We start from the raw sequence: 20,031 nt of genomic DNA on the forward strand, positions 1-20,031 counted from the left end.
CCAATGTCATTTTATAAATAGGTTCAAAATTATTCCTAGTATAATATTTGCAGGTTATCTTCTAATCAAGTTTTATGAATAATATTTTATAAACGCAAAATAAACCACGATTGTTGAATATTCAGACTCTAGTCAAGGGCATCAAGGGAATAATTCCAGGGGGGCTATCTGTAAAAGATTTTAGTGTTGTAACGCAAACTAGCGATGAGACTGCAAGACAGATACTGGACAACTTTATGCAAAATGGCATAGGAACTTTTCAAGATAATCAAATACATTTTCAAGATAATGACAAACTGAAAACCAGCTTACTTGCATTAAGAATGGGTGCTCCAATTGATGAGATTTCACAGATTTTAGACTGGAAGGATTTTGAGGCACTTGTTTCAGAAATTTTAGAGTTAAGAGAATTTGATGTCACAAGAAATCTAACTTTAACAAAACCAAGAATGCAGATAGATGTTATTGGCACAAAAGCAGGAGTGGCAATTCTCATAGACTGCAAACATTGGAAGAGGCTAAGTTACTCTGCATTAGAGACTGCAGTCAACAAACAAATTGAGAGAACAAAACATTATGTTATTAAAGAAAAGGTACGTGCAGCACTACCTGCTATCGTAACACTATACCAAGAAGAGGTCAAATTCATCAACAAGGTCCCTATAATACCCATATTCCAACTAGATTCTTTTTGCGATGAATTTTATGGTAATTTAGAAGAAATGGATTTAGAGCAAAGTGAATAAGAAGAAAGCAGTAGTTCCTATCAAAAAGCCTTGTGTAATTCTCATTGCCCTGTCAAGTGATTTTGAATAGTTCTCAAGCTGTTTTGGTCCCATTACTTTGACATCTGTTTCCTGCTTTAGAGTTTCAAACATTGCTGGAGAAAGATTCTGTTCTGCCTTTTTTGCCAAATTTAAATACCAAGAGGCAACTTCTTGCGATTCAGATAGGCTTCCAAAATAGAAATAACCATACTTGTTTCTTGCCTCTCTTGCCTTGTAGTGAGAGTCGGAGGTACAGATATCAAGTAAATCATATCCAGCTTTTGAAAGAGACGATACGATTTCCTCGCGTAATCCATTTCTCATGTTGTTAGAGTCTGCCCAACCAAGGAAAAATTTTTCATTGTTAATTTTCAGACACATCATTCCTACTTTGCCAGGACCTAGATCGTCTGCCTGAATTTTCAAATTTTCCGAGTTTGCATATCCAATTTCTAATGGATATGCTTCTTTTGTTATCAATGTATCAAGGTTTGATTTTGCTGCTTTTAGGAGGTCATCCGAGTCTTGTTTTAGAATTTCTTCTCCCATTGCATTATGGCTATCAACGATTAAGATTTTTTCAAATCCACGATTTTTTCCATATTGTTCAAGTTCACTTTTAACATAGAGTGGCACGTCCTCCATTCCATGTGGTGATAATGATAAAATCAAGACGGCGGTTTTACCAAAAAGCATTCCAACTGCACGGGCTTTGTTTACCTGAACTGTAACAGGTTTTGTACAATCAAAACCTTTGTGAATTATAGAACTCTTGGTGAGACTAGAAAGATACGCATCAACTTGAGATTTTGATGGCAAATTAAGAGAATGATCAGAGACGCTATGCATAACCATTGCAGAGTAATTCAGATTTTTGTATATCAAATACGGAATGTTGCTTCCCCCAATTGGATGAAATGGTCCTGGATGGACGTCTGGCACAACTAGTCGGCATTCATTATTTTTTGTTTTAAATAAAATTTGAAATGTAGATACTCTTGTGGGTTGTGAGCGTTCTTCCATCAAAGTTTCCATTTCAGAAGGATCGTTTCTTGTCCAAGCTGCCACGTAAGCTTGCAATACTTTGTGTGTTCTTGGAACTTTGATACCTGCTGCTCTATCTGACAATAGTGTCCATGCTGTTGCAAGAAACAAAAATACAAGACCGTATCCTATGACTTTTAAATCTGAAAGCATAGGAATCCAAGATTCCGGTGGTACAAATGCAAAAAACATTGCTAGTGGTTGAATAAGACAAACTGCCCATGCAGTTTTTAATTTTGCTCCCATGACAGATGTAAAAAGTCCAATTCTAAAGCTTGCAAACAAAAACATTCCTTCTGTGATATAAATTGGCAATAGTTCAGGTTTTGAAAAAACGTGTGCTGATACAAACCCTCCAAGTAGAGTTACAAACCACAGGAGATTTCCAAATGCAGATAGATGCACAATTTTGGAAAATTCTGTTTTTAGCAAGCGTGCGTCTAGAAGCTGTGTTCCATAAAGTACTGCAATTGACAATGGCAAACTGAAAAATATTTTGTCACTTGTTTTAAAATATACAAACAACGCAAGTGCTACAGTTGCAGATGTCACCATTATAGAAATCAAAAGAGAAAGATAGTGTGAAGATGGGGTTAGAGTTGTTAATGTATATCGCTTGTGTATACGCGACACATTATCAGCATTTTCTGTCATGGTAGGAAAAATATTTTTAGTATCCACGAGATGGAAATCAGTGCGCTTGGGATAGCTACAACGACTTCTGGCCTTAGTTTATATCCTTTTGTCTCGTCCTCAAAGAATCTTAACAGACCCGCACTAGATGCTGGAAGCGGTGCCGATTTCTTACTACTCATGTTACTGTATCTCGCAAGATTTTTACATAAATACTTTTGTGCTAGATCTTTTTGATCCTCTCTTTAATATTTATGATATCATTGATTGATTTTAGGATCTGTTGCTGTTTTTGATGATCTTTTTCATGTTCAAGCTCTTTTGTTAATTCCTTTAGTTTTTGCTCAAGGCCTGCAAACAATGGATCGTCACTAGGTTTTTCTTCTATTTTTTCTGGTATTTTTTCTTCATTATCTTCTCTTCCACAGTTTACACAAAATGCGCTACCGTTTTTCATGATACGTACTCCCTTACAATATGGACAAGGATCACTTACAAGAGTTGCACCTTTTAGAAGCATTTCAATCGCTTTTTTAGTAAGATCTGCAGACACAAACTGATTTGGGAATTTCCAAGTAAAAAATGTAGTCGAACAAGGCTTAATAGTAGGAAACCAAGTTTTTATTTTGAATGGCAGTAATCTGCAATACATGCGGACTTCCTGACGATTTATGTGCCTGCGGAGAACTTGAAAAAGATGCTACTCAAATTGTAGTTCGTCTTGAAGAGAGACGTTTTAAGAAAAAAGGGACAATGATTGAAGGAATTAATCCAAAGATGAATGATCTAGCTAAAGTTGTCAGAGAATTAAAAGCAAAATATGCATGTGGTGGCACAGTAAAAGAGGGATACATTCTACTTCAAGGTGACCACAGAGATACAATCAAAACTACTTTAGTAAAACTTGGATTTCCAGAAGCAAGCATTGAAGTTCATTAAATGAGACTTGTTAAAAATAGATAAACTCCTACACGTTTTAGCCATTCCATATTCTGCACTGGCATCAGTTATCTTTGGTATGATGATCATTTCTTTTCCCATAGGAGCATATGTGGTTTTTAATTCTAATTTAGGAAAAGAGATTAACTTTCAGTATCCACTTGATGGTGTAGATATTTTTCTTGGTGGGATAGGATTCAAGCTGCCAATCCATTTTGAGATTGGTGACGGTTTTATTTTTATGTGGTGTATCTATCTTGTTTTGTTCACTATTTCACTGGCTGGCCCTCAGCGAAGCTTGATGAAAACACTTTCTTTGGTAATGATAGAAGGCTGGCATAATATCAAAAACAACGCACTTTTGAGCATGATAACCTGGTTTTCCATTCTAATTGTCTTTTCTCTAATTATTGATTTTATTCAACACAATTTTGGCATCAACATAGAGCCCCCAGCATCTCAAAATAGATTAATACAATTCTTTCAAATCTCAACATCACCATTAAGTGAAGAAGTAGGTTTTAGAATTCTACTTATTGGTCTTCCACTTTATGCCATTTTTTCCCATAAAACATCATTAAAACATTTTTTCAAATCACTTTGGCACCCATCAAAAAATTTGGAAATTACAAATTACAAAAAAGTCATAGCATTGATTATAACAGTTGCCATATTCTTTGGAGTAGCCCACATTATTTCTGGTACTCCATGGAGTACAGGTAAGTTTGCTCAAGCAACTGTGGCAGGAATAATAATTGGTTGGGTTTACTTTAGATATGGTTTTGCACCTGCCATCTTGATTCACTGGGCAACAAACTACTTCATATTTTCATATACTTATTTTATATCTGAAATGACCCAGTCTCCAATTACAGGCGAGTTTTCAGATCCATTTTCAAATACATTAGAGATGTTACTTTTGATTTCTGGTGGAATTGCTATTGTTAGCATTACATTAAACTACATAAAATCAAAAAAGGAATCAACCATAACGCAAGTTTGAATATATTGACATAAATTATATTCCAGAATTTAGTTTTGAAAATTATAATATCAGATTAACAAATCCTCAAGCATTTTTGAAATTGACGGCTTTGAATATTTTAAAATAGTTTGAAGATCTTCTGGTTCATCTACATCAAGCATTATTCTTCTAATCAAAACCAGTGCAGATTTTACAGATTTATTATTTGCAGTAGTTAGATGTATTTTATAGCTGTCTTCATCATAATGAGTTTCCATTACGTCTACCGGGCTTCTAAATAGTGCATTTGTCCCATCAAATCTTCTAGAGGGCACCACAAGTACACACTTGTCAATCATTTGAAAATCATACAGAGTCCGTATATCCTCGGTTTGCATGAGAGGAACATCTTGAGGAAATACGATTGTAGCGCCAAATCCCTCATCTAAAAAATACTTGTCTGCCATTGCAACTGCATTGTTTACACCTTGTTCTTTTTCATCATAGATTTCAACAACATCAAATTTTTTTCCAATCTTAAAGGCAGATTCATCTTTACTTACAATTGTAATTTTTTCTATAACATCAGATTGTGAAATTGTTTGTAAAACCTCTTCTAGCATCATCTTACAAAGATCTTCTGTTTTTTCGCATGACAAGTTTAGTCGTGTTTTAGCTTTTGAAAAAGTTTTTACCGGAACAATTGCACCTGTACGTAATTTAGACATGCACTTGTTTTAAAATAAAAGATGCAAGAGCATCCTCATCTTTTTTGTCTTTCATTTTTATTTTAGTTTCATATACTTTCATGTCCAAATTTTCTATCTTTCTTGTTAAAAGCCTATCAGAGGAATCTATCACTATATGAGAAGCCACATCAGAATACATTTTTGCAAGTCCATACACTGATACCTCCATGCCAGCTGCTTCCATGTATTTAGCAGCAGGTCCACTAATAGAGGTGTTTCCAATCAGTGGACTTACTACAACAACTTTCTTTTTTGATTTAGATAATTCTTTTTTTATCCCTTTAATTGAAAGAATAGGTCCTATGCTTGTTAGCGGATTTCCTGGTGCAATTATAACCAGTTTAGAATCATGTATTGCATTTACTGCTGCAGGATTCGCTCTAGCTTTGTCTGCTCCAAGATATTTTATCCCTTCAACGTTATCTTGCCCCTTGTGTTTTACCCAGAATTCTTGAAGATGAAGATCACCTTTGTTTGTCACAATTCTTGTCTCTACAGTGTTATCTGTAACGGGAATTATTTTTATATCAATAGCAAATTTTTGACACAACCATGTGGTAATATCAGATAGATTCTTACCGTTTTTGAGCATGTTTGTTCGTAAAAGATGGATTGCTGCATCTCTGTCTCCAATCTTAAACCAAGTTTCTTCTCCTAACATTTCCATTTGACGTAAGAAATTATAGGTGTCTTTTTTTATTCCCCAGCCTTTTTCCCCATCAAGCAAGTCAGCAAGTCCATAAAGAATTGTGTCAATGTCAGGACAAATATACAGACCATAAAGCCAGTAGTTATCGCCAACATTTGATATCACATTGATATCTCTTGTTTGTGAGGATATTCCTCTAACAAGTTTAACGGATCCAGTGCCACCTGCAAGTATTGTTATCATTTTTTCAATTTCCTACGAAGATTGGTAATGTTAGTATGCACAATATTACTTTTGCCACAAAAACAGATTTTCAATTTTATTGATAGTATTTACGATAAGATTTATTACCGACCCTAAAAGTAGTCTGAACGTGACTATGGATAGGTATTTTGCATTAGGGTTAATTGGTTTATTAATTTTTGGCAGCATTTCTCCAATTTGGGCAACATCTGATCTTTCTGTAAATCTCAGCGCATCTGGTACTCCCGCACAAGCAAGCTTCAAGTTTTTGGAATCTGCATTTATCGAATATCCAAATGGCGGTAAACTAAAGGATCTCTTGGCAGGCAAGAATTACACCATAAGTTTTACTGAAAACTCTAACAATACCAGTGTTCAAGATTTGATGCATCAACTAAATACAGTGCTAGTACGTGATCAGAAAAGCCCGGTAATCATCACAGACCTAACCGTACAGTATACTGCAACTCTTGCAGGAGATGACAAATCAACATCAATTGATTACAATCTTCAATTAATTCCAACTTTGACAAGCTATGTCATCAAGAAGGGAGCCAGTGATACTGACCCAACAATAATTGATGCAGCATGGATGGGATTTGCACTAAAAGATCCTGTTATCATAAAAACAGCACAATATGGTGACGTAGAAATTAATACTCCAATTAGCTTTGTAAAAAAAATCATACCAGATGTTTATTCTAATATTAAAGGAACGCCTGCAGAAGATGCTTTGAAAAATAATTTGATTGATGCAAGTAGCATATTACAAGAACCACTCGATCAATGGAATCATCTTTTTGATCCAGCATTCATAATATCTGAGACTAGTGGTTTTGGATACAAAGGACAAAAAGTAGCAATAACAACTTATACCATGGGACAAAGTAGCCTTGGCGAAGGAACTCAAAAACCAACACAAAATACGATTGATTTTTCCACAGATACTAGTTATCAACTTACGACAGTTCAACATGCAAGTTCGGCTTCAGTTAACATAGAGGGCCATGCAATTACAACCAGTGTTGGTGGTACACCCGCATTTGGTACTACACCACAATCTACAGGTGGTGACACATCAAGTGGAGGATTCCCAGTAGGAATAATTTACGGAATGGCAATCTTTGGTGCTGTTGTAGCAGGCGGAGTTTTATTCTGGAGTAACAAAAAGCTAAAGGACAGTGCCAATAGACCAAGAGATTCAGGTCCAGCTAGAACACTAGAGTATGAGGATAGAAAACACTGGGCTGACAAGTTCGATAAAAAATCTGCAGTGTAATAACCAAATCAATCATTTCTATTATAATAAAAATAAAATGGTGCGTGCTAGACGTAACCCTCCTTCTGTTTTCACGAGATTCAGCTATGCGGCCTACCTAAACCAAGTGCAGCGCTTTTAGTTTTGTTTGGCCTTGCTCCCTGTGGGTCAGCTTTTTCACTCCTTACCGGAAACCTCAGGTTTTGCCATCACAGTACGCCGGGTCGGATTTTTTTCTGTTCTGTAGCCAGCCATCTCTGACTATCCATCTCTGGATCACATTTACTGCATGGAGGGAGGAGTTTCCTCTGCCTTAGCAGTAGCTCGTTCACCAGCTCGCACCTTGACAATCATAATTAGAAATTTCTATTTTAACATTGTTAGAACATAAGAGAAAGATACAAAGGATTACATTTTTGGTGCAAAATAATCCTCGTCGGAGAGAGGTTTCTTCTTTGCTCTAATAAAAGTCATCAATTTCATGGTCTCGATATACATGTTGTAGATGAATTTATTTTCTTTAAGTCTAGGTGCAATCATATGCCAAAAGTATCTAGCTCTTATGTTTGAGAACCTAGAGTCACGCACAACAAATACACTGTAAGAAGATTTTTCTATAATCGCCAGTGTCTTTGGGCTGAAAGCTTGATCCGATTGATTTCCTGCTCCCACTATGACAATCTCTGGATCTTTGTTTAGGTTTTGCAGCAGGTCTTTAGTAACGTCTTCTGTTGTCGGGTAGATTCTTTCAACAGGAATTTTCTTAAGATCTAGATCAAACATCTTTTCATTAATTTTTCCCAATATGTCACGCTCTTCTTCAGGTGATTCAACTACACCTCTAACAATTCGTATGCTACTTCCCAAAGTATTAGAAAAAGCGCTCGCAATTTCAATTCCCAAGTCAGAATGTCTCCCTTTATCGTATGATACCACAATATGTGAGAGTTCCTTTTCAAATTCTTTTTTGATATGCACTCCGAGTATATCGCATGTAGTAAGTGACAGTAATTTTCTGTTGTTGCGAAGATCATAGAAATCCATCACAAGCAAGTTAATTCCTTGCTCTTCAACTGTAGCTAAAATGGCTTCTGTTGTATCATGTGTTAATCTTACCAGATATCTGTAATCTGAAGAGTTAGGCAAAGATCTTTTCATGTCTCCAACTGAGCGCATGGTAGGCTCCGCAAATCCTTGCCCCATAAAAAGAGGTATCTGAATTGGTATTGTCGCTACACTTAGAAGTGAAATTTCACCGTCTTTATTTTTTGCAATTGCTGATGCTATTTTTACTAGTTTCTCGACAGTTTTCTTGTTGGATACTACCATTATGCGATAATCTTTTCGATGAGATGGGCCTTCATTTGCAACTAATGGTGCGTAATGTTCAATCTCTTTTTTTGAAATATATAATTTGTAAATCGAGAATCCAATCAATATCCAGACAATAGCAATTGCCCAGCTCAGTGGATTGTAAATTAAAAGAAAGACAGCAAGTCCTATTTTACAACATATGCCTATAATTGGCATGAGTGGAAAGAATGGGATTTTGAATCCATAATCAAGCTTATGACCATAAAGTCTTCTGATTTGAATTCCTGCCCAATTTACCTGTGTAAACAAAAATAAGAACATCACACCAGCTGCAAGTGCTAGTTGTTCAATTGGGAGCCATACAGCCATCACAAGCATGATGAATCCTGATGCGATTATTGCAAAGTGAGGAGTATGATATTTGGGATGAATTGAGCTAAAGATGGAAGGTAGATTGTACTGTCTTCCCATAGCAAATGATACTCTACTTGAAGAAAATGTAGTTGCACTTAGTGCCGCAATAGTTGATACCAGACCACCAACTAATACTGCTATCATTCCATAAGGTATTAGAAATTTTGCTGCTTGTGCTATTCCCAACTCTTGATAATCACCTATGAAATTCCATGCATCTTTGCCAGTTTTGGACGGATCCAGTCCACCTAAGAAAGCAAAAGTAAAAACAATGTAAAGAACCGTAACAACTCCAAGTGTAATGAATACTGCCTTTGGAATATTCTTTTTTGGATTTTTAACTTCTTCACCAGTTTGTACAATTATTTCATACCCTTCAAAAGCAATGTATGTAATTCCCATTCCTAAAACCAATCCTACCATTCCCTTTGGTAAAAAGTTCTGAAAGTTTGCTGTCCAGTGAGGGTTGGTAAAACTCAATGCATAGATACCTGCAATGATCAGAACCACAATTATTGCAAGTTGCATAATTGTTAGTCCATTTCCAACTTTGCCTGTAAGAGAGGCCCCTCTGTAATTTACATATGTAAAAATAATTATAGATATAGTGGCAATAATTTTCTCAAGTGATATTCCGCCATACTCAGATGAAACCCCTATGTTTGTAAGCAAACTTCCAAAAAATGATCCAAAGGAGACCGCATACAAGCTTCCCGCAATCATATGGGCAAACCACGCTGTCCATCCGCTGATAAACGCATTTGGTCTTGGCAGTCCTTCTTTTACCCATCTATAACCACCTCCTGCTTCTGGAAAAGCAGAACCAAGTTCAGCATATGTCAGGGCGGTAAAGAAGCTGATAACTCCACTAAATACAAAAGCTACAATTAATGCTGGACCAGCTTCATGTATGGCAGGTCCTACCAGATTGAATATGGATCCACCTATCATTGCAGCAATTCCAACCATCGTTATGTCAAGTAGCGATAGACTACGTACAAGACCGGGAGACGACTTTTCAGTAGTCATATTATCTAACGGTTTGGAAAAAATGGTTGAATAAATCTCTACTTGTCTCTGTATACATTAATAGACATCCTAGTGGTGCTCTACAGCAATATCGTAAATATCATACTCTTTTAGGATATGAATAATATCTTCTTCTGAATGTGCTTTTGAATAATCTTCAAGAAGATTTTTGTTAAGATCATAAAAAGTATGGCCCCATTTGAATTTGTTTATCATTTCATGTGCAAGAACATCGAATTCCATAATAAACAAAGCACCAGATATTGCTTCTACAGTTGTAAGCTTATTTAATTTTGAATAATTAACTGGATTACCAGCAAAAAGTGGTGGAAGTTTTCTGTGTATGCCAGGGAATTTTTTTACAAATGTTTCCTCTGCAAATTCCCATGAGCAATCAATTCCAGTTATAGAATTAGCAATATGTTTATCATTTTTTAAAATCATTCTATCTGCAAAAGGATCTAAGATCAATGTGTTTGACAAAGTGCTTCTTACATTTTTTGCAATCCCAAATTTAACAAGCTTTGCAGCACTGCATTTTTTTGGATCATCTTGTTTGAGCATTAAAACCTGAATTTGCATTATTGTTTTTTATCTTGTATAAGATGTATAATAAACTAACATCAGTGTTGACGTTTGTAATAATGCCTATTTAGACACGTAAGTAATCTGGTAGTAGAACCTAGAGGGTTGGTCTTTCTTAATAATTTGTACATTAAATTGTCCATCTTGAATTACACCGTTTTCATCTGCAGGTAAGATTGTAAATTTCTCCAGTCTAGCCCCAGAACCAGTATATCCGACCAAAAAGTTTTGGTTACCGATTTGGATTGTTTGATATAGTGAGCCAGAGTTTTGTGTAGAGCCTGTAATCTTACAATTAGGATCCTGACCAATCAAGCAGGTTCCATCTTCAAAAGTCACCTTAAGGCTAACATTTGATTCATCACCAGAATTTACACGTAATAAACCATCAATCATTCTTGGATAGAATGTACTATTTCCGACAGTTTTTTCCTTAATGGTTATTGGTATAAATGAATCTGTTATTCTATTTACCTTGTCAACTGTTATAGTATTGGAAAGAATTGTTTTCTGAGTAGGTCCAATGGTACTTGGTTTTATCGATGGAGTAGTTACTTGCGGTATTCCTTGTGTTGTGTTTCCTTGCGTAGTATTTCCTTGAGTTGCATTTACTTGAGGAGGTGTCACTACATTTGGTAATTGATTTACAACTTGGAATGGAGCACTAAACACACCAAAGGGAGCTTTGGCCATTACAACATAGTTTCCAAGTTTTGCATTATCAGGAATTTTATAATTATAACTAAAAGAACTTGTTTGATCAAAAGGCACCGTAGCTTTTGGTAATACATTACCTGCCTTTGATACCACTTGTCCTTCACTTATGATGGTATCATTTGCAAGACCAACAGAAATATCAACAGAGTTAATTGATATTATGAAACTTGTTCTTCCAGTAATTAAAACAGTCTGACCTGGAAGATACTTGTCATTATCAGTTGTCAACAACAATGAAAGTTTACTTGATGAAGTAGTAAACGGATCAGTTACGTTAAAGCTTGCCTGTGAGGCTACTCCAAGATAGTTTCCGTATATCTTGTATGTTCCAGTTTGAAATATTCCTGGACGCAATTCTATTGAAGTTTGAAATTGACCTCCTGGGTTTACTTGTACTGTTGCTCTGGAGGCCTCCTGTCCAGTACCAGTATATACAACAATGTTAATCAGAGTATTTTGTTCAAGTGCAGCAGCATTAACTTGCGGTATTACTTGACCAAAGACTCGCACTGTTTGAGTAGTTGTATAATCTGTCTTGTCTGTCTCTAGGAAAAATGGTGACAATTTGGTTTCTGATTGTGGATTTTTAGAAACGCCGAAGAACAAGTCAGTTTTAGCATGATTTGAGCCAATGGATATTCTATAGATTCCAAATGTGTTTGGATAATTATTTATGGTTACAACATTTTGTCTGCCAGAGTTGATTATAGTTGCAAGAGTTCCTCCAGTAGTAGAAGAATTAGGTATTGTCCAATCCCAAGAGAAGAATCCATTGGTTATTGTTAAGGGGTTTGTGATTATACTGCCATCAGGCAGTGTTAATGTAATTGTGTATGATGACGTATCTACAAAACTAGATAGTTTACCAGTCAGATGCACTGTTTCTCCAACGCCATAGACTTGTTTATCAGTACTTGCTACTACAGCTTGATTTCCTGTTACTAACGGATCATAAACTGAAAACGATGCAGTAGTTGTCAGTTTATTATATGTGGCTTTTAGAGTATACGTACCTGGTTCAAAGACACTACGGTATAATGTTTCTTGAATTTTGTAGTTACCATTGCTATCAGGATATGCGTAAAATGTCAGAGGGGTATTTACCACACCTGATCCTATTCCTCCTGAAAGATTTGGACCAGTATTAGCTTTTGATATTAAAGCTGTACCATTTCCATTCAATACTGTAATAACAAGACTAGTGGCGGTTGTGACTTGATTTGATGCAATGTTACCTGAAATAGCAACGGAGTCTCCTATTGCATAAGAGGATTGATCTGTTGTAATGGATAAAGGTCCTGAATTTGTTGCTACAAAAATACTTGGATTTTGTACTACATGAAAGTCTGCTTCTGTTTTATAGGATTTTTCAGATATTATTGCTCTGTAGCTTCCAAATCTATCTGTCACACTTGGAATTGGTAATGTATATGTAAATGTACCATCTGATGAAACATTTAATGAACTTTTTACGTCATATGTTTGTCTAACAACACCTGATGTATAGGATTGTACTATCTCGATTTGAAAGTCATTCACTCCAATCAAATTTGTACGGCCTGAAATTGTTACAGTGTCACCTAATCCATATGCTTGTTTGTCTGTAGTTACTACTATTGGAGCACTCAGAGTTGGCTGCGGTATTAGATTAAACCAAGTAGTTGTTGTAGCTGTATCATATTTTGCAACAATATCATATGTTCCATAAACAGGATTTACTGAATTTAAAACAACACCTGATGAAGTAGATGTATGATGAAAATAATTATAAGAAGTAATTCTTCCTTGCGAATCAGGATACAAGTTTCCATCGTAAACTTTGACATTATTAGGATCATATACTGTGTACGTTACAGCAGTAAGCGGAATAATTTTTGAGACGTTTCCTATAATAGTTATCGGATCTCCCAAAATGTAAGATGGTTTATCAGTGCCAAATGTAAGTTTAGTTTGTGCTTGTTGTGGTGGAGGAACATATGCTTGTGCATTTAAGACAAATTGTGTAGCTGCTGATGCATCTGAATAAATCACAGAAACATTATAGTCTCCTTCTTGAAATCCCAATAGCGGATCAGTTTTCAAATCTGTTTCAAATTGAAGGTTATTGTTAGGATATGCTGTAATTGTTTTTTGAAATCCAGGGCCTGTAACAAGTATGCGAATTTGTTCTGGAATATAACTTAGATTTGGTATGTTAACTTGTTTTGAAACTTGACCGCTTATTTTTACTATATCACCAAAAACATAGCTTGTTTTATCAGTTGTAACTGTAATACTAAGTACGGAAGAAGTTCCAGCTGAAACTAGTTTTCCATTTGAACTACCTGTAGTTGCTATTTTGAATACCCAGTCGCTAGTAGAGTTTGTATTAAATCCATCTGCAATTCTCTGCCAAGTGTTAAAGTCATTTTTCTGATCATCTAGTGGTGGAGTTTGGTCTACGACCATACCATTTGCATCTTTTAGTTGAATAACTGCACCAATATGTGGAAACCATGATGGTCCATACGTATATGTCAAAAATTGTCCGCTTTGAATATTTGTACCAGCAGAAATTGTGTATGTATTTCGTAATCCAGTTGTAGCTCCAATTGTCCAACCACCAATGTTAACTGGTTCGGATGTTGGATTATACAGCTCTACCCATTGTGATATTGATTTAGAATCATCACCTGGAGGATCTGTTTCAACTTCATTTATCACAACATGATTAGCAATAGAACTTAGTTGGCCCATTACAGGATTTACTTGAACACACAGCATGACTACTGCCAAAAATCCAATTACAAGATATAATCTAGGGTCTCTCATCTGCACTATCATTTCATCACAAATATTACAATTTTAGGTATTGATAGAGTAAAAGTTGAGCTAGTTGTTAATGCCCAATATGCACAAGCAGGCATGAATAATGTGCTGCGTTATCCATTATAAGTCGTACGTAGAACTTGTTCTATATTGAGAAGGAATTAATCTTTTGCTTCAATGAGTTAAATGTAATAGTAATAACGTATCCTAAGCTTGGTTTTTAGTATCACATTGCGGACATTTGTTGTTTACAATTCTTTGTCCACAAACTACACACATTCCTTCTCCCATAGCTTTTTGCATTTGTTTTTTTCTTCTTCCAACAAATACTCGCACCCCAAAATAAATTGCAATAGATATTATAATTGCATAAACAGGAGCGATAAATGGCAACATACCTATCATTAAAAACAAAATACCTATAATCAGAACTATCTCACGTTTTTCAAAACCCAATTATGTTAACATTTAGAAATTTTAATAAAAATCTATGCCAGGACTCAGAGTCACTGAATTTGCACTCATATTGTATCATGTCTCTAACTCCTCTTCATCGTCTGGCTTTTTTAGAATGGTAAAAGTAAGATAAGAACTAATTGAAGAAAAATGTAATTTCCATCTCACAATCATTGTAAAAATTATCTTTACTCATATAATTGTCATAATTTGTGCTCTTTTTACTATCTTTCTGTTACTCTTCATCCTTTTGTAGAATTTCGCCTAGTTTTATCCAATGGGAAAACGAAAATTCACCATTGATCTTGGCAATGAAAAGATAGAGGTAGAAGGACATATGCACAAAAATGTAGCCATCAAATATCTCATGAAAAGACGCAGGTCACTTATTATGACTCGCGACAAGGAGAAAGTTGAACGACTGTATGAGAGCGTCCCAAAGATAATATCCATAATAGGAGGACATTTAACAAAATCCTACCAAGTAAACTGGGAAAGAGAGGGCACAACAGAATTTGAGGGCTCTAGATTTGTCTTTACGTTAACTGAGATTCCAGACCAAAGGATAATAGCGTAAAACTAACTGAGTTTTTGATAATGTCCTAACTGTTGATTCTGTCTAAATTTGTAAATTCAGATTATACCAACTTCATGCATAGTAATCAGACCGTTATCGCCAACTATTTCTTTTATCTCTGGCAGTATCTTTTCAAGTTTCGATAACTCGTCAATTACTTCGATAACAAGTGGCATGTTAACTGATATTCCTTCTACACGTATGTTAGATTCTCCTCGTTTTCCATATCCACCTGTACCAGTCCAGATTGTAGCACCAGAAATTTTCCTCTTTTTCAAAATGTCAAGTATTAGTATATGAACACGTTTTCCCTTCACAGTGTCATTTTTTTTAATTCTGATAACAAATGACCACATTTTTATGATTCTCATTTTATCTTAATGCTCCAACTATTACACTTAAAAAAGCTCTACCTCCAAATATAGAACCTAATGACAAACCTACATTTGTGATTATATTAATTGCCATTAAAGAATATTGTTTATTATCAATCAAGTCAGATGTTTCCAACGCAAATGAGGACATTGTAGTTAGTCCGCCACAGAACCCTATTGCAACTAGCAACATATACTTGTCATCAAGATTCCATTGTTGTGAAAGAACTGCGAAGCCTCCAAGAATAAAACTTCCCACTATATTCACGATTAATACGTTTACAGGCAATACCCCAAGAAATAATGGAGATTTTGTTATCCCATATCGTAGAAAAGTTCCAGCCAATCCACCTATTGCTAGAAACATTATTTCAATTCCCTTCATATAGAATCACTTTTCTGGTGAAATTGATTTTCTTTTTGATTTTTGTTTGTCATTTGTCTACCTGTTTAATTTTCATTAGGTAGACATTATCAGCATCTTCTGATGCGGTTTAGGATTTCCCAAGGCTAATGTCATAGCCTGCAATCACATAATTTTATCATATTTTTAAGCCTTTGTTACAAGTTTCATTATTATTTTGGTTACAATGTGAACAAATCAAACCTAAGATGTATTGAATACAAAATAATGGGATCGGCCGGATTTGAACCGACGACCTCAGGTACCCAAAACCCGAATCATACCATGCTAGACCACGATCCCGATGTAAATGCAGCTTGGAGCTCCCCAATTTAAGCTTCACAGATGATGATTTTAAATAACATACAAAATCAAGACTATTTTATGCAAATCCAAGATTACATCAGTGCTGGAAAGATTGCATCGCAAGTAAGAGAAAATGCAAGAAAAAAAGATCATGTCGGGTCTACGTTATTTGAGATTTGCGAGTCAATAGAAAAAGAAATTATTCAAAAGGGTGGCAAGTGTGCCTTTCCAGTTAATACCAGTCTAAATGAGATAGCAGCTCACTATACCGCAGAGCCAAATGACCAGAGAGCAATCAGTGAAACAGATTTGTTAAAAATTGATCTTGGAGTACAGATTAACGGATACATAGCAGATACTGCAGTAACTGTATGCTATGATCCCAAGTTTGATTTTCTAATACAAGCAGCAGAAGCTGCACTAAAGGATGCAATATCAATCATAAAAACAGGTACAAAATCAAGCGATGTTGGAAAAACAATAGAAAACACAGTAAAACAGATGGGCTGTCAACCAATAGCAAATCTCAGCGGTCATTCCTTAGAACAATACACTATTCATGCTGGAAAATCAATACCAAATATTTGGTCCATAGGATCTTTTTCGTTTTCGCCTACCGAAGCTTACGCGTGTGAGCCATTTGTTACAACAAAAGAAGGGTTAGGATTTGTACGCGAGGGTAAAACAAGAAACATCTTTTCACTTATCACTAGAAAAAGAACAAAGGATGCAGAAGCTGATAAGCTTGCTGATCACATATGGGAAAAATTTAACATGTTGCCATTTGCATTAAGATGGCTTATTCCAACTTGGGAAGAGAAAAATGCTAGAATTTTGTTAGAGAAACTTGTTAAAAACAAGGTAGTAAGATCATATCCTGTATTAACTGAGGCAAATGGTGAAAGAGTAGCACAGGCAGAGCACACATTCATACCTCAAGAAAATGGAATAACAGTTACTACACTCTAGGCACTAACTTCGCCAAAAATTTTGGTAATTGACATCTGACCTTTACATGATGAACATGTATCAGTTTTTTTAAATACGTAATCACCATCTCTGAATTTTCGTTTTAAAATTGTGTTACATGAATTGCATTGCTCTATAGTATATGGTGCAATGATCTCTTCTTTTTTTCTTTTAAATTTCATTGCGAAACTCCAAGAGTGTTTCCCACTCCAATTACTAGGACAGATTGACCTGGTTTTGCATTATCTTTAATCATTTCATGTATTTGTGACGTTACCTTTTCTGCAGAGTCCGCAATTTCTTTTTTCATAAGCGTGATGGCTTCTTTGATTGATTGTTTTATTACAATAGCATAAATAGGAATTTTGTATTTTGTTGCAACCTCTTCAATTTGATATCTATCAGTACCAATTCCCCCAATTGCCGCACCAAATCCTTGTGTTACAGTACCAGAATCTTCTCCTTCTAGTTTTAATGCTGCATCAACCATTACTATTACATCAGGTTTACTTTCAGATATAATTCTCTCTAATGCATCACCTGGTCTTCCAACTGTTGCAGATGGTCCTTCGGCCTTCATCAGATAGAGTTTTCTTCCCTCGAATTCTTTTTCGCTCCACACTGTTTCAAATGCAGCAGTTTTCTTTTCTGTTCCAATCATCATCTTTCCAACAATCATTGGTCCTATCCCATCACCTATTGGTTGACCTTGTTTAAAGGCAGAAACAGCACCCTTTAGCGCCTCTGCTTCTTCCATGATAAATGGCATCATCATTTGTAATGGCAAAATGAGCGGAAAATTATTTTGTTTTTTTGCTGTAAGATAAAGGTGTCTTACCATTTTGTAAAACAAGTGCAAAGTAGTAACCGCTTCCAGAATGTTTTCTATTTTACTTGCGTCCATCGAGTTCATTTCTGATGAAATTGTTTTTACTTGCAATCTAGTATAATCCTCACGTGAACGCATGATGTGTCTGATTTTCTGAATAATTCCATTGGGATCCATATCAACTGGCATTATTGTAAAATATTCAAGATACCTGTCGATTTTTGCAGATGGATCTGTTGTTGGTTTTATTGTAGTTTTTATGTAATCTAGTAATTCTTTTCTTGTATCTTCTTTGAACGTCTTTAGTTTTTCAAGCGATTTGTTGATTTCAGATGATGTTATTTGTAACTGAATCCTTTGACCATAAAACATGAAGATTACTATCGGTACAATCCACACAAGCAACATCAGAGGATTAGAATTATCATTAAAGTTGAGGAGTTTGTCTACGTTAATTCCTAGAAAATCCAATGATAGAAAAGCTTGTTTTTACCAAATTAAATCTTTGTTAAAAACCATGATCATTTTTAACTTATAAAAACAATGAATTATAATGAAAGCGGAAAATATAGGTGCTGAAATTCAGCGAATTGTACAATGCAGGGTACTTTGGGATAAACATAGTCGTGATTTTTATTCTGTTGACGCCAGCTCATATATTGTAAAACCACTGGTCATTGTTTTCCCAAGAAATGAAAATGATATTATTAAGATTCTAGGATTTGCCTCAAAAAAGAACATTCCAGTCACACCTCGTGGTGCTGGAACAGGTCTTGTCGGAAGTGCACTAGGCAAGGGAATAATTCTTGATTTGAAATATTTTGATAAAATCAAAACATATCCAAATTATGTGCATGTGGGTTCAGGTCTCCTTAAGGGAACTCTTGATAAAAATTTAGAAAAAAATAACAAGTTTTTTGGGCCGGATCCGTCAGTTGGTCCATACTGTACAATTGGTGGGATGATTGCCACAAACGCAAGTGGTATTCATTCACTCAAGTATGGTAGTGTTATAGACAACTTGATTGGAGTAAGGATAATAACTTCAAATGGCAAAGCAATTAATTTTCCATCAAAATCACGGTTTGGTAACAAGATACTAAAAATTATAAATCACAATATTCAAAAAAAATTTCCTCGTGTATCAAAAAATTCTTGTGGTTATAGACTAGACAAAATCACAAAAAAAACAGACTTGCAAAAAATCGTTGCAGGTTCTGAAGGTACTTTGTGCATTATCATTTCTGCAAAGATAAAGATTTTACCACTACCAAAAAAGAAAATTCTAATCATATTATCATATAGAAATTTAGAACAAGCTGTAATTGATTCTGCAAAAATAGTAAAACTTGCACCTTCTGCACTGGAGTTAATAGATAAGAAAATAATTAAACACATTAAATTTGATTTTCCTATAGATACAGGATGTCTGTTATTTGTAGAGTTTGACAGTAACATTGAGAAAAGCAAGGCTAATCTTGGAGAGATAATCAAATCTGAAAGAATCATCAAAATTTTGACAAAAAAAGACGAAGTAAAAAAGTGGTGGAGTCTTAGAAATTCAGCACTAGGATTAAGTCTGAGAGGGATTACTCCAGATCAAAGTTTACCAACGTTAATTGAGGATGCTACAGTTTCTGTTGAGAAACTTGTTGTGCTTGTTGATATAATCAAAAAGATTTCAGAAAAATACAAGTTAGACATAATCACATACGGTCATGCTGGAAACGGCAACCTGCATATTAGACCTGTGATTAGAAACAAAAACAAAAAATTGATGAAAAAAATAGCTGCTGAATTTTTTTCCAAAGTAATAGCGACAGGCGGGAGCATAACAGGCGAACATGGAGATGGTCTTGCTAGATCAGAATTTGTAAAATTACAATATGGAAATTATATCTATTCTGTTTTTAAGAAAATAAAACAAGAGTTTGATCCAAAAAATATTTTAAATCCAGATAAGATAATCACCACAAAAAGCAGTATGATAAAAATTTGATTAGT

General features: G+C 35.2%; 20 protein-coding genes, 1 tRNA gene, 1 other RNA gene and 1 riboswitch. Of the genes, 7 read left to right on the forward strand and 15 right to left on the reverse strand.

The genetic code is table 11. The features are described from left to right. The first annotated feature begins 113 nt into the window (after positions 1 to 113). On the forward strand, positions 114 to 746 hold the full coding sequence (locus VEU72_00075) for a restriction endonuclease (protein ID HYL65531.1): 633 nt from the start codon (positions 114 to 116) through the stop codon (positions 744 to 746). Here the strand turns inward: VEU72_00075 and VEU72_00080 are convergent. From VEU72_00080 to VEU72_00090, 3 genes are read right to left on the reverse strand one after another with little or no spacing between them, the layout of a single operon-like run. Beyond that, positions 729 to 2,444 (reverse strand): DUF2070 family protein, encoded by a 1,716-nt coding sequence (locus VEU72_00080; GenBank protein HYL65532.1) that lies wholly within the window; start codon positions 2,442 to 2,444, stop codon positions 729 to 731. The two genes, VEU72_00075 and VEU72_00080, sit on opposite strands and share 18 nt — an antisense overlap. Positions 2,445 to 2,461: 17 nt before the next feature. Continuing rightward, positions 2,462 to 2,626, reverse strand: coding sequence for a preprotein translocase subunit Sec61beta (locus tag VEU72_00085; GenBank protein HYL65533.1), 165 nt, complete (start codon positions 2,624 to 2,626; stop codon positions 2,462 to 2,464). 41 nt (positions 2,627 to 2,667) lie between these two features. Next, a complete protein-coding gene (locus tag VEU72_00090) occupies positions 2,668 to 2,997 on the reverse strand; it encodes an autoantigen p27 domain-containing protein (protein ID HYL65534.1) in 330 nt (109 codons plus the stop codon). Between the two features lie 77 nt (positions 2,998 to 3,074). On the opposite strand from VEU72_00090, the gene yciH reads away from it, so the two are divergent. Together yciH and VEU72_00100 are read left to right on the forward strand one after the other, a co-directional pair. Continuing rightward, the gene (gene yciH, locus VEU72_00095; GenBank protein ID HYL65535.1) at positions 3,075 to 3,383 is read left to right on the forward strand and encodes a stress response translation initiation inhibitor YciH; all 309 of its coding nucleotides are present in this window, start codon (positions 3,075 to 3,077) and stop codon (positions 3,381 to 3,383) included. 7 nt (positions 3,384 to 3,390) lie between these two features. Then, positions 3,391 to 4,386, forward strand: coding sequence for a CPBP family intramembrane glutamic endopeptidase (locus VEU72_00100; protein HYL65536.1), 996 nt, complete (start codon positions 3,391 to 3,393; stop codon positions 4,384 to 4,386). A gap of 50 nt (positions 4,387 to 4,436) precedes the next feature. Here the strand turns inward: VEU72_00100 and cofC are convergent, their stop codons facing one another. Beyond that, positions 4,437 to 5,075 (reverse strand): 2-phospho-L-lactate guanylyltransferase, encoded by a 639-nt coding sequence (cofC, locus tag VEU72_00105; GenBank protein ID HYL65537.1) that lies wholly within the window; start codon positions 5,073 to 5,075, stop codon positions 4,437 to 4,439. Next, a complete protein-coding gene (cofD, locus tag VEU72_00110; protein ID HYL65538.1) occupies positions 5,068 to 5,988 on the reverse strand; it encodes a 2-phospho-L-lactate transferase in 921 nt (306 codons plus the stop codon). Before cofD ends, cofC begins: the two co-directional genes overlap by 8 nt. Positions 5,989 to 6,118: 130 nt before the next feature. On the opposite strand from cofD, the gene VEU72_00115 reads away from it, so the two are divergent. After that, a complete protein-coding gene (locus VEU72_00115) occupies positions 6,119 to 7,267 on the forward strand; it encodes a hypothetical protein (protein HYL65539.1) in 1,149 nt (382 codons plus the stop codon). A gap of 42 nt (positions 7,268 to 7,309) precedes the next feature. On the opposite strand, the gene rnpB is transcribed toward VEU72_00115, so the two are convergent. The 5 genes from rnpB to VEU72_00140 all read right to left on the reverse strand — a co-directional run bounded on the left by rnpB (position 7,310) and on the right by VEU72_00140 (position 14,569). Next, positions 7,310 to 7,586: RNase P RNA component (gene rnpB / locus VEU72_00120), an RNA gene on the reverse strand. Positions 7,587 to 7,654: 68 nt separating this feature from the next. Next, entirely contained in the window at positions 7,655 to 10,003 is a 2,349-nt protein-coding gene (locus tag VEU72_00125; protein ID HYL65540.1) for an amino acid permease, read from the reverse strand. A 69-nt stretch (positions 10,004 to 10,072) separates the two neighbouring features. Then, positions 10,073 to 10,585: a DUF367 family protein gene (locus tag VEU72_00130; GenBank protein HYL65541.1), complete on the reverse strand. Its 513-nt coding sequence runs from the start codon at positions 10,583 to 10,585 to the stop codon at positions 10,073 to 10,075. A 66-nt stretch (positions 10,586 to 10,651) separates the two neighbouring features. Continuing rightward, on the reverse strand, positions 10,652 to 14,116 hold the full coding sequence (locus VEU72_00135; GenBank protein ID HYL65542.1) for a lamin tail domain-containing protein: 3,465 nt from the start codon (positions 14,114 to 14,116) through the stop codon (positions 10,652 to 10,654). A gap of 204 nt (positions 14,117 to 14,320) precedes the next feature. Beyond that, on the reverse strand, positions 14,321 to 14,569 hold the full coding sequence (locus VEU72_00140) for a hypothetical protein (protein ID HYL65543.1): 249 nt from the start codon (positions 14,567 to 14,569) through the stop codon (positions 14,321 to 14,323). Between the two features lie 277 nt (positions 14,570 to 14,846). On the opposite strand from VEU72_00140, the gene VEU72_00145 reads away from it, so the two are divergent. Then, positions 14,847 to 15,146 carry a hypothetical protein gene (locus tag VEU72_00145; protein ID HYL65544.1) on the forward strand — a complete coding sequence of 100 codons (300 nt, stop codon included), beginning with the start codon at positions 14,847 to 14,849 and terminating at the stop codon, positions 15,144 to 15,146. A 56-nt stretch (positions 15,147 to 15,202) separates the two neighbouring features. Here the strand turns inward: VEU72_00145 and VEU72_00150 are convergent, their stop codons facing one another. The 3 genes from VEU72_00150 to VEU72_00160 all read right to left on the reverse strand — a co-directional run bounded on the left by VEU72_00150 (position 15,203) and on the right by VEU72_00160 (position 16,226). After that, the gene (locus tag VEU72_00150) at positions 15,203 to 15,517 is read right to left on the reverse strand and encodes a DUF190 domain-containing protein (protein HYL65545.1); all 315 of its coding nucleotides are present in this window, start codon (positions 15,515 to 15,517) and stop codon (positions 15,203 to 15,205) included. Between the two features lies 1 nt (position 15,518). Continuing rightward, the gene (crcB, locus tag VEU72_00155) at positions 15,519 to 15,905 is read right to left on the reverse strand and encodes a fluoride efflux transporter CrcB (GenBank protein HYL65546.1); all 387 of its coding nucleotides are present in this window, start codon (positions 15,903 to 15,905) and stop codon (positions 15,519 to 15,521) included. A 73-nt stretch (positions 15,906 to 15,978) separates the two neighbouring features. Then, a riboswitch (Fluoride riboswitch) is annotated at positions 15,979 to 16,053 on the reverse strand. Positions 16,054 to 16,152: 99 nt separating this feature from the next. Then, positions 16,153 to 16,226 (reverse strand) — tRNA-Pro (locus tag VEU72_00160). 81 nt (positions 16,227 to 16,307) lie between these two features. Between VEU72_00160 and map the strand changes: the two genes are divergently transcribed. Then, on the forward strand, positions 16,308 to 17,198 hold the full coding sequence (map, locus tag VEU72_00165; protein ID HYL65547.1) for a type II methionyl aminopeptidase: 891 nt from the start codon (positions 16,308 to 16,310) through the stop codon (positions 17,196 to 17,198). Here the strand turns inward: map and VEU72_00170 are convergent. Continuing rightward, on the reverse strand, positions 17,195 to 17,380 hold the full coding sequence (locus VEU72_00170; protein ID HYL65548.1) for a hypothetical protein: 186 nt from the start codon (positions 17,378 to 17,380) through the stop codon (positions 17,195 to 17,197). The two genes, map and VEU72_00170, sit on opposite strands and share 4 nt — an antisense overlap. Next, positions 17,377 to 18,498, reverse strand: coding sequence for a DUF1512 domain-containing protein (locus tag VEU72_00175; protein HYL65549.1), 1,122 nt, complete (start codon positions 18,496 to 18,498; stop codon positions 17,377 to 17,379). The genes VEU72_00170 and VEU72_00175 overlap by 4 nt, the downstream gene beginning before the upstream one ends. Positions 18,499 to 18,580: 82 nt before the next feature. Here VEU72_00175 and VEU72_00180 point away from each other — a divergent pair, with 82 nt between their 5' ends. Beyond that, positions 18,581 to 20,026 (forward strand): FAD-binding oxidoreductase, encoded by a 1,446-nt coding sequence (locus VEU72_00180; protein HYL65550.1) that lies wholly within the window; start codon positions 18,581 to 18,583, stop codon positions 20,024 to 20,026. Positions 20,027 to 20,031: the final 5 nt, after the last annotated feature.

This window comes from Nitrosopumilaceae archaeon, from assembly GCA_035631875.1.
Lineage (GTDB): Archaea > Thermoproteota > Nitrososphaeria > Nitrososphaerales > Nitrosopumilaceae > TA-20.

What these genes read in the sequence shown, in the direction of transcription:
- VEU72_00085 (HYL65533.1), bottom strand. Translation starts at nt 2,626, where the DNA reads ATGAGTAGTAAGAAATCGGCACCGCTTCCAGCATCTAGTGCGGGTCTG.
- yciH (HYL65535.1), top strand. Translation starts at nt 3,075, where the DNA reads ATGGCAGTAATCTGCAATACATGCGGACTTCCTGACGATTTATGTGCC.
- cofC (HYL65537.1), bottom strand. Translation starts at nt 5,075, where the DNA reads ATGTCTAAATTACGTACAGGTGCAATTGTTCCGGTAAAAACTTTTTCA.
- cofD (HYL65538.1), bottom strand. Translation starts at nt 5,988, where the DNA reads ATGATAACAATACTTGCAGGTGGCACTGGATCCGTTAAACTTGTTAGA.
- VEU72_00125 (HYL65540.1), bottom strand. Translation starts at nt 10,003, where the DNA reads ATGACTACTGAAAAGTCGTCTCCCGGTCTTGTACGTAGTCTATCGCTA.
- VEU72_00130 (HYL65541.1), bottom strand. Translation starts at nt 10,585, where the DNA reads ATGCAAATTCAGGTTTTAATGCTCAAACAAGATGATCCAAAAAAATGC.
- VEU72_00135 (HYL65542.1), bottom strand. Translation starts at nt 14,116, where the DNA reads ATGAGAGACCCTAGATTATATCTTGTAATTGGATTTTTGGCAGTAGTC.
- VEU72_00145 (HYL65544.1), top strand. Translation starts at nt 14,847, where the DNA reads ATGGGAAAACGAAAATTCACCATTGATCTTGGCAATGAAAAGATAGAG.
- VEU72_00150 (HYL65545.1), bottom strand. Translation starts at nt 15,517, where the DNA reads ATGAGAATCATAAAAATGTGGTCATTTGTTATCAGAATTAAAAAAAAT.
- crcB (HYL65546.1), bottom strand. Translation starts at nt 15,905, where the DNA reads ATGAAGGGAATTGAAATAATGTTTCTAGCAATAGGTGGATTGGCTGGA.
- map (HYL65547.1), top strand. Translation starts at nt 16,308, where the DNA reads ATGCAAATCCAAGATTACATCAGTGCTGGAAAGATTGCATCGCAAGTA.
- VEU72_00170 (HYL65548.1), bottom strand. Translation starts at nt 17,380, where the DNA reads ATGAAATTTAAAAGAAAAAAAGAAGAGATCATTGCACCATATACTATA.
- VEU72_00180 (HYL65550.1), top strand. Translation starts at nt 18,581, where the DNA reads ATGAAAGCGGAAAATATAGGTGCTGAAATTCAGCGAATTGTACAATGC.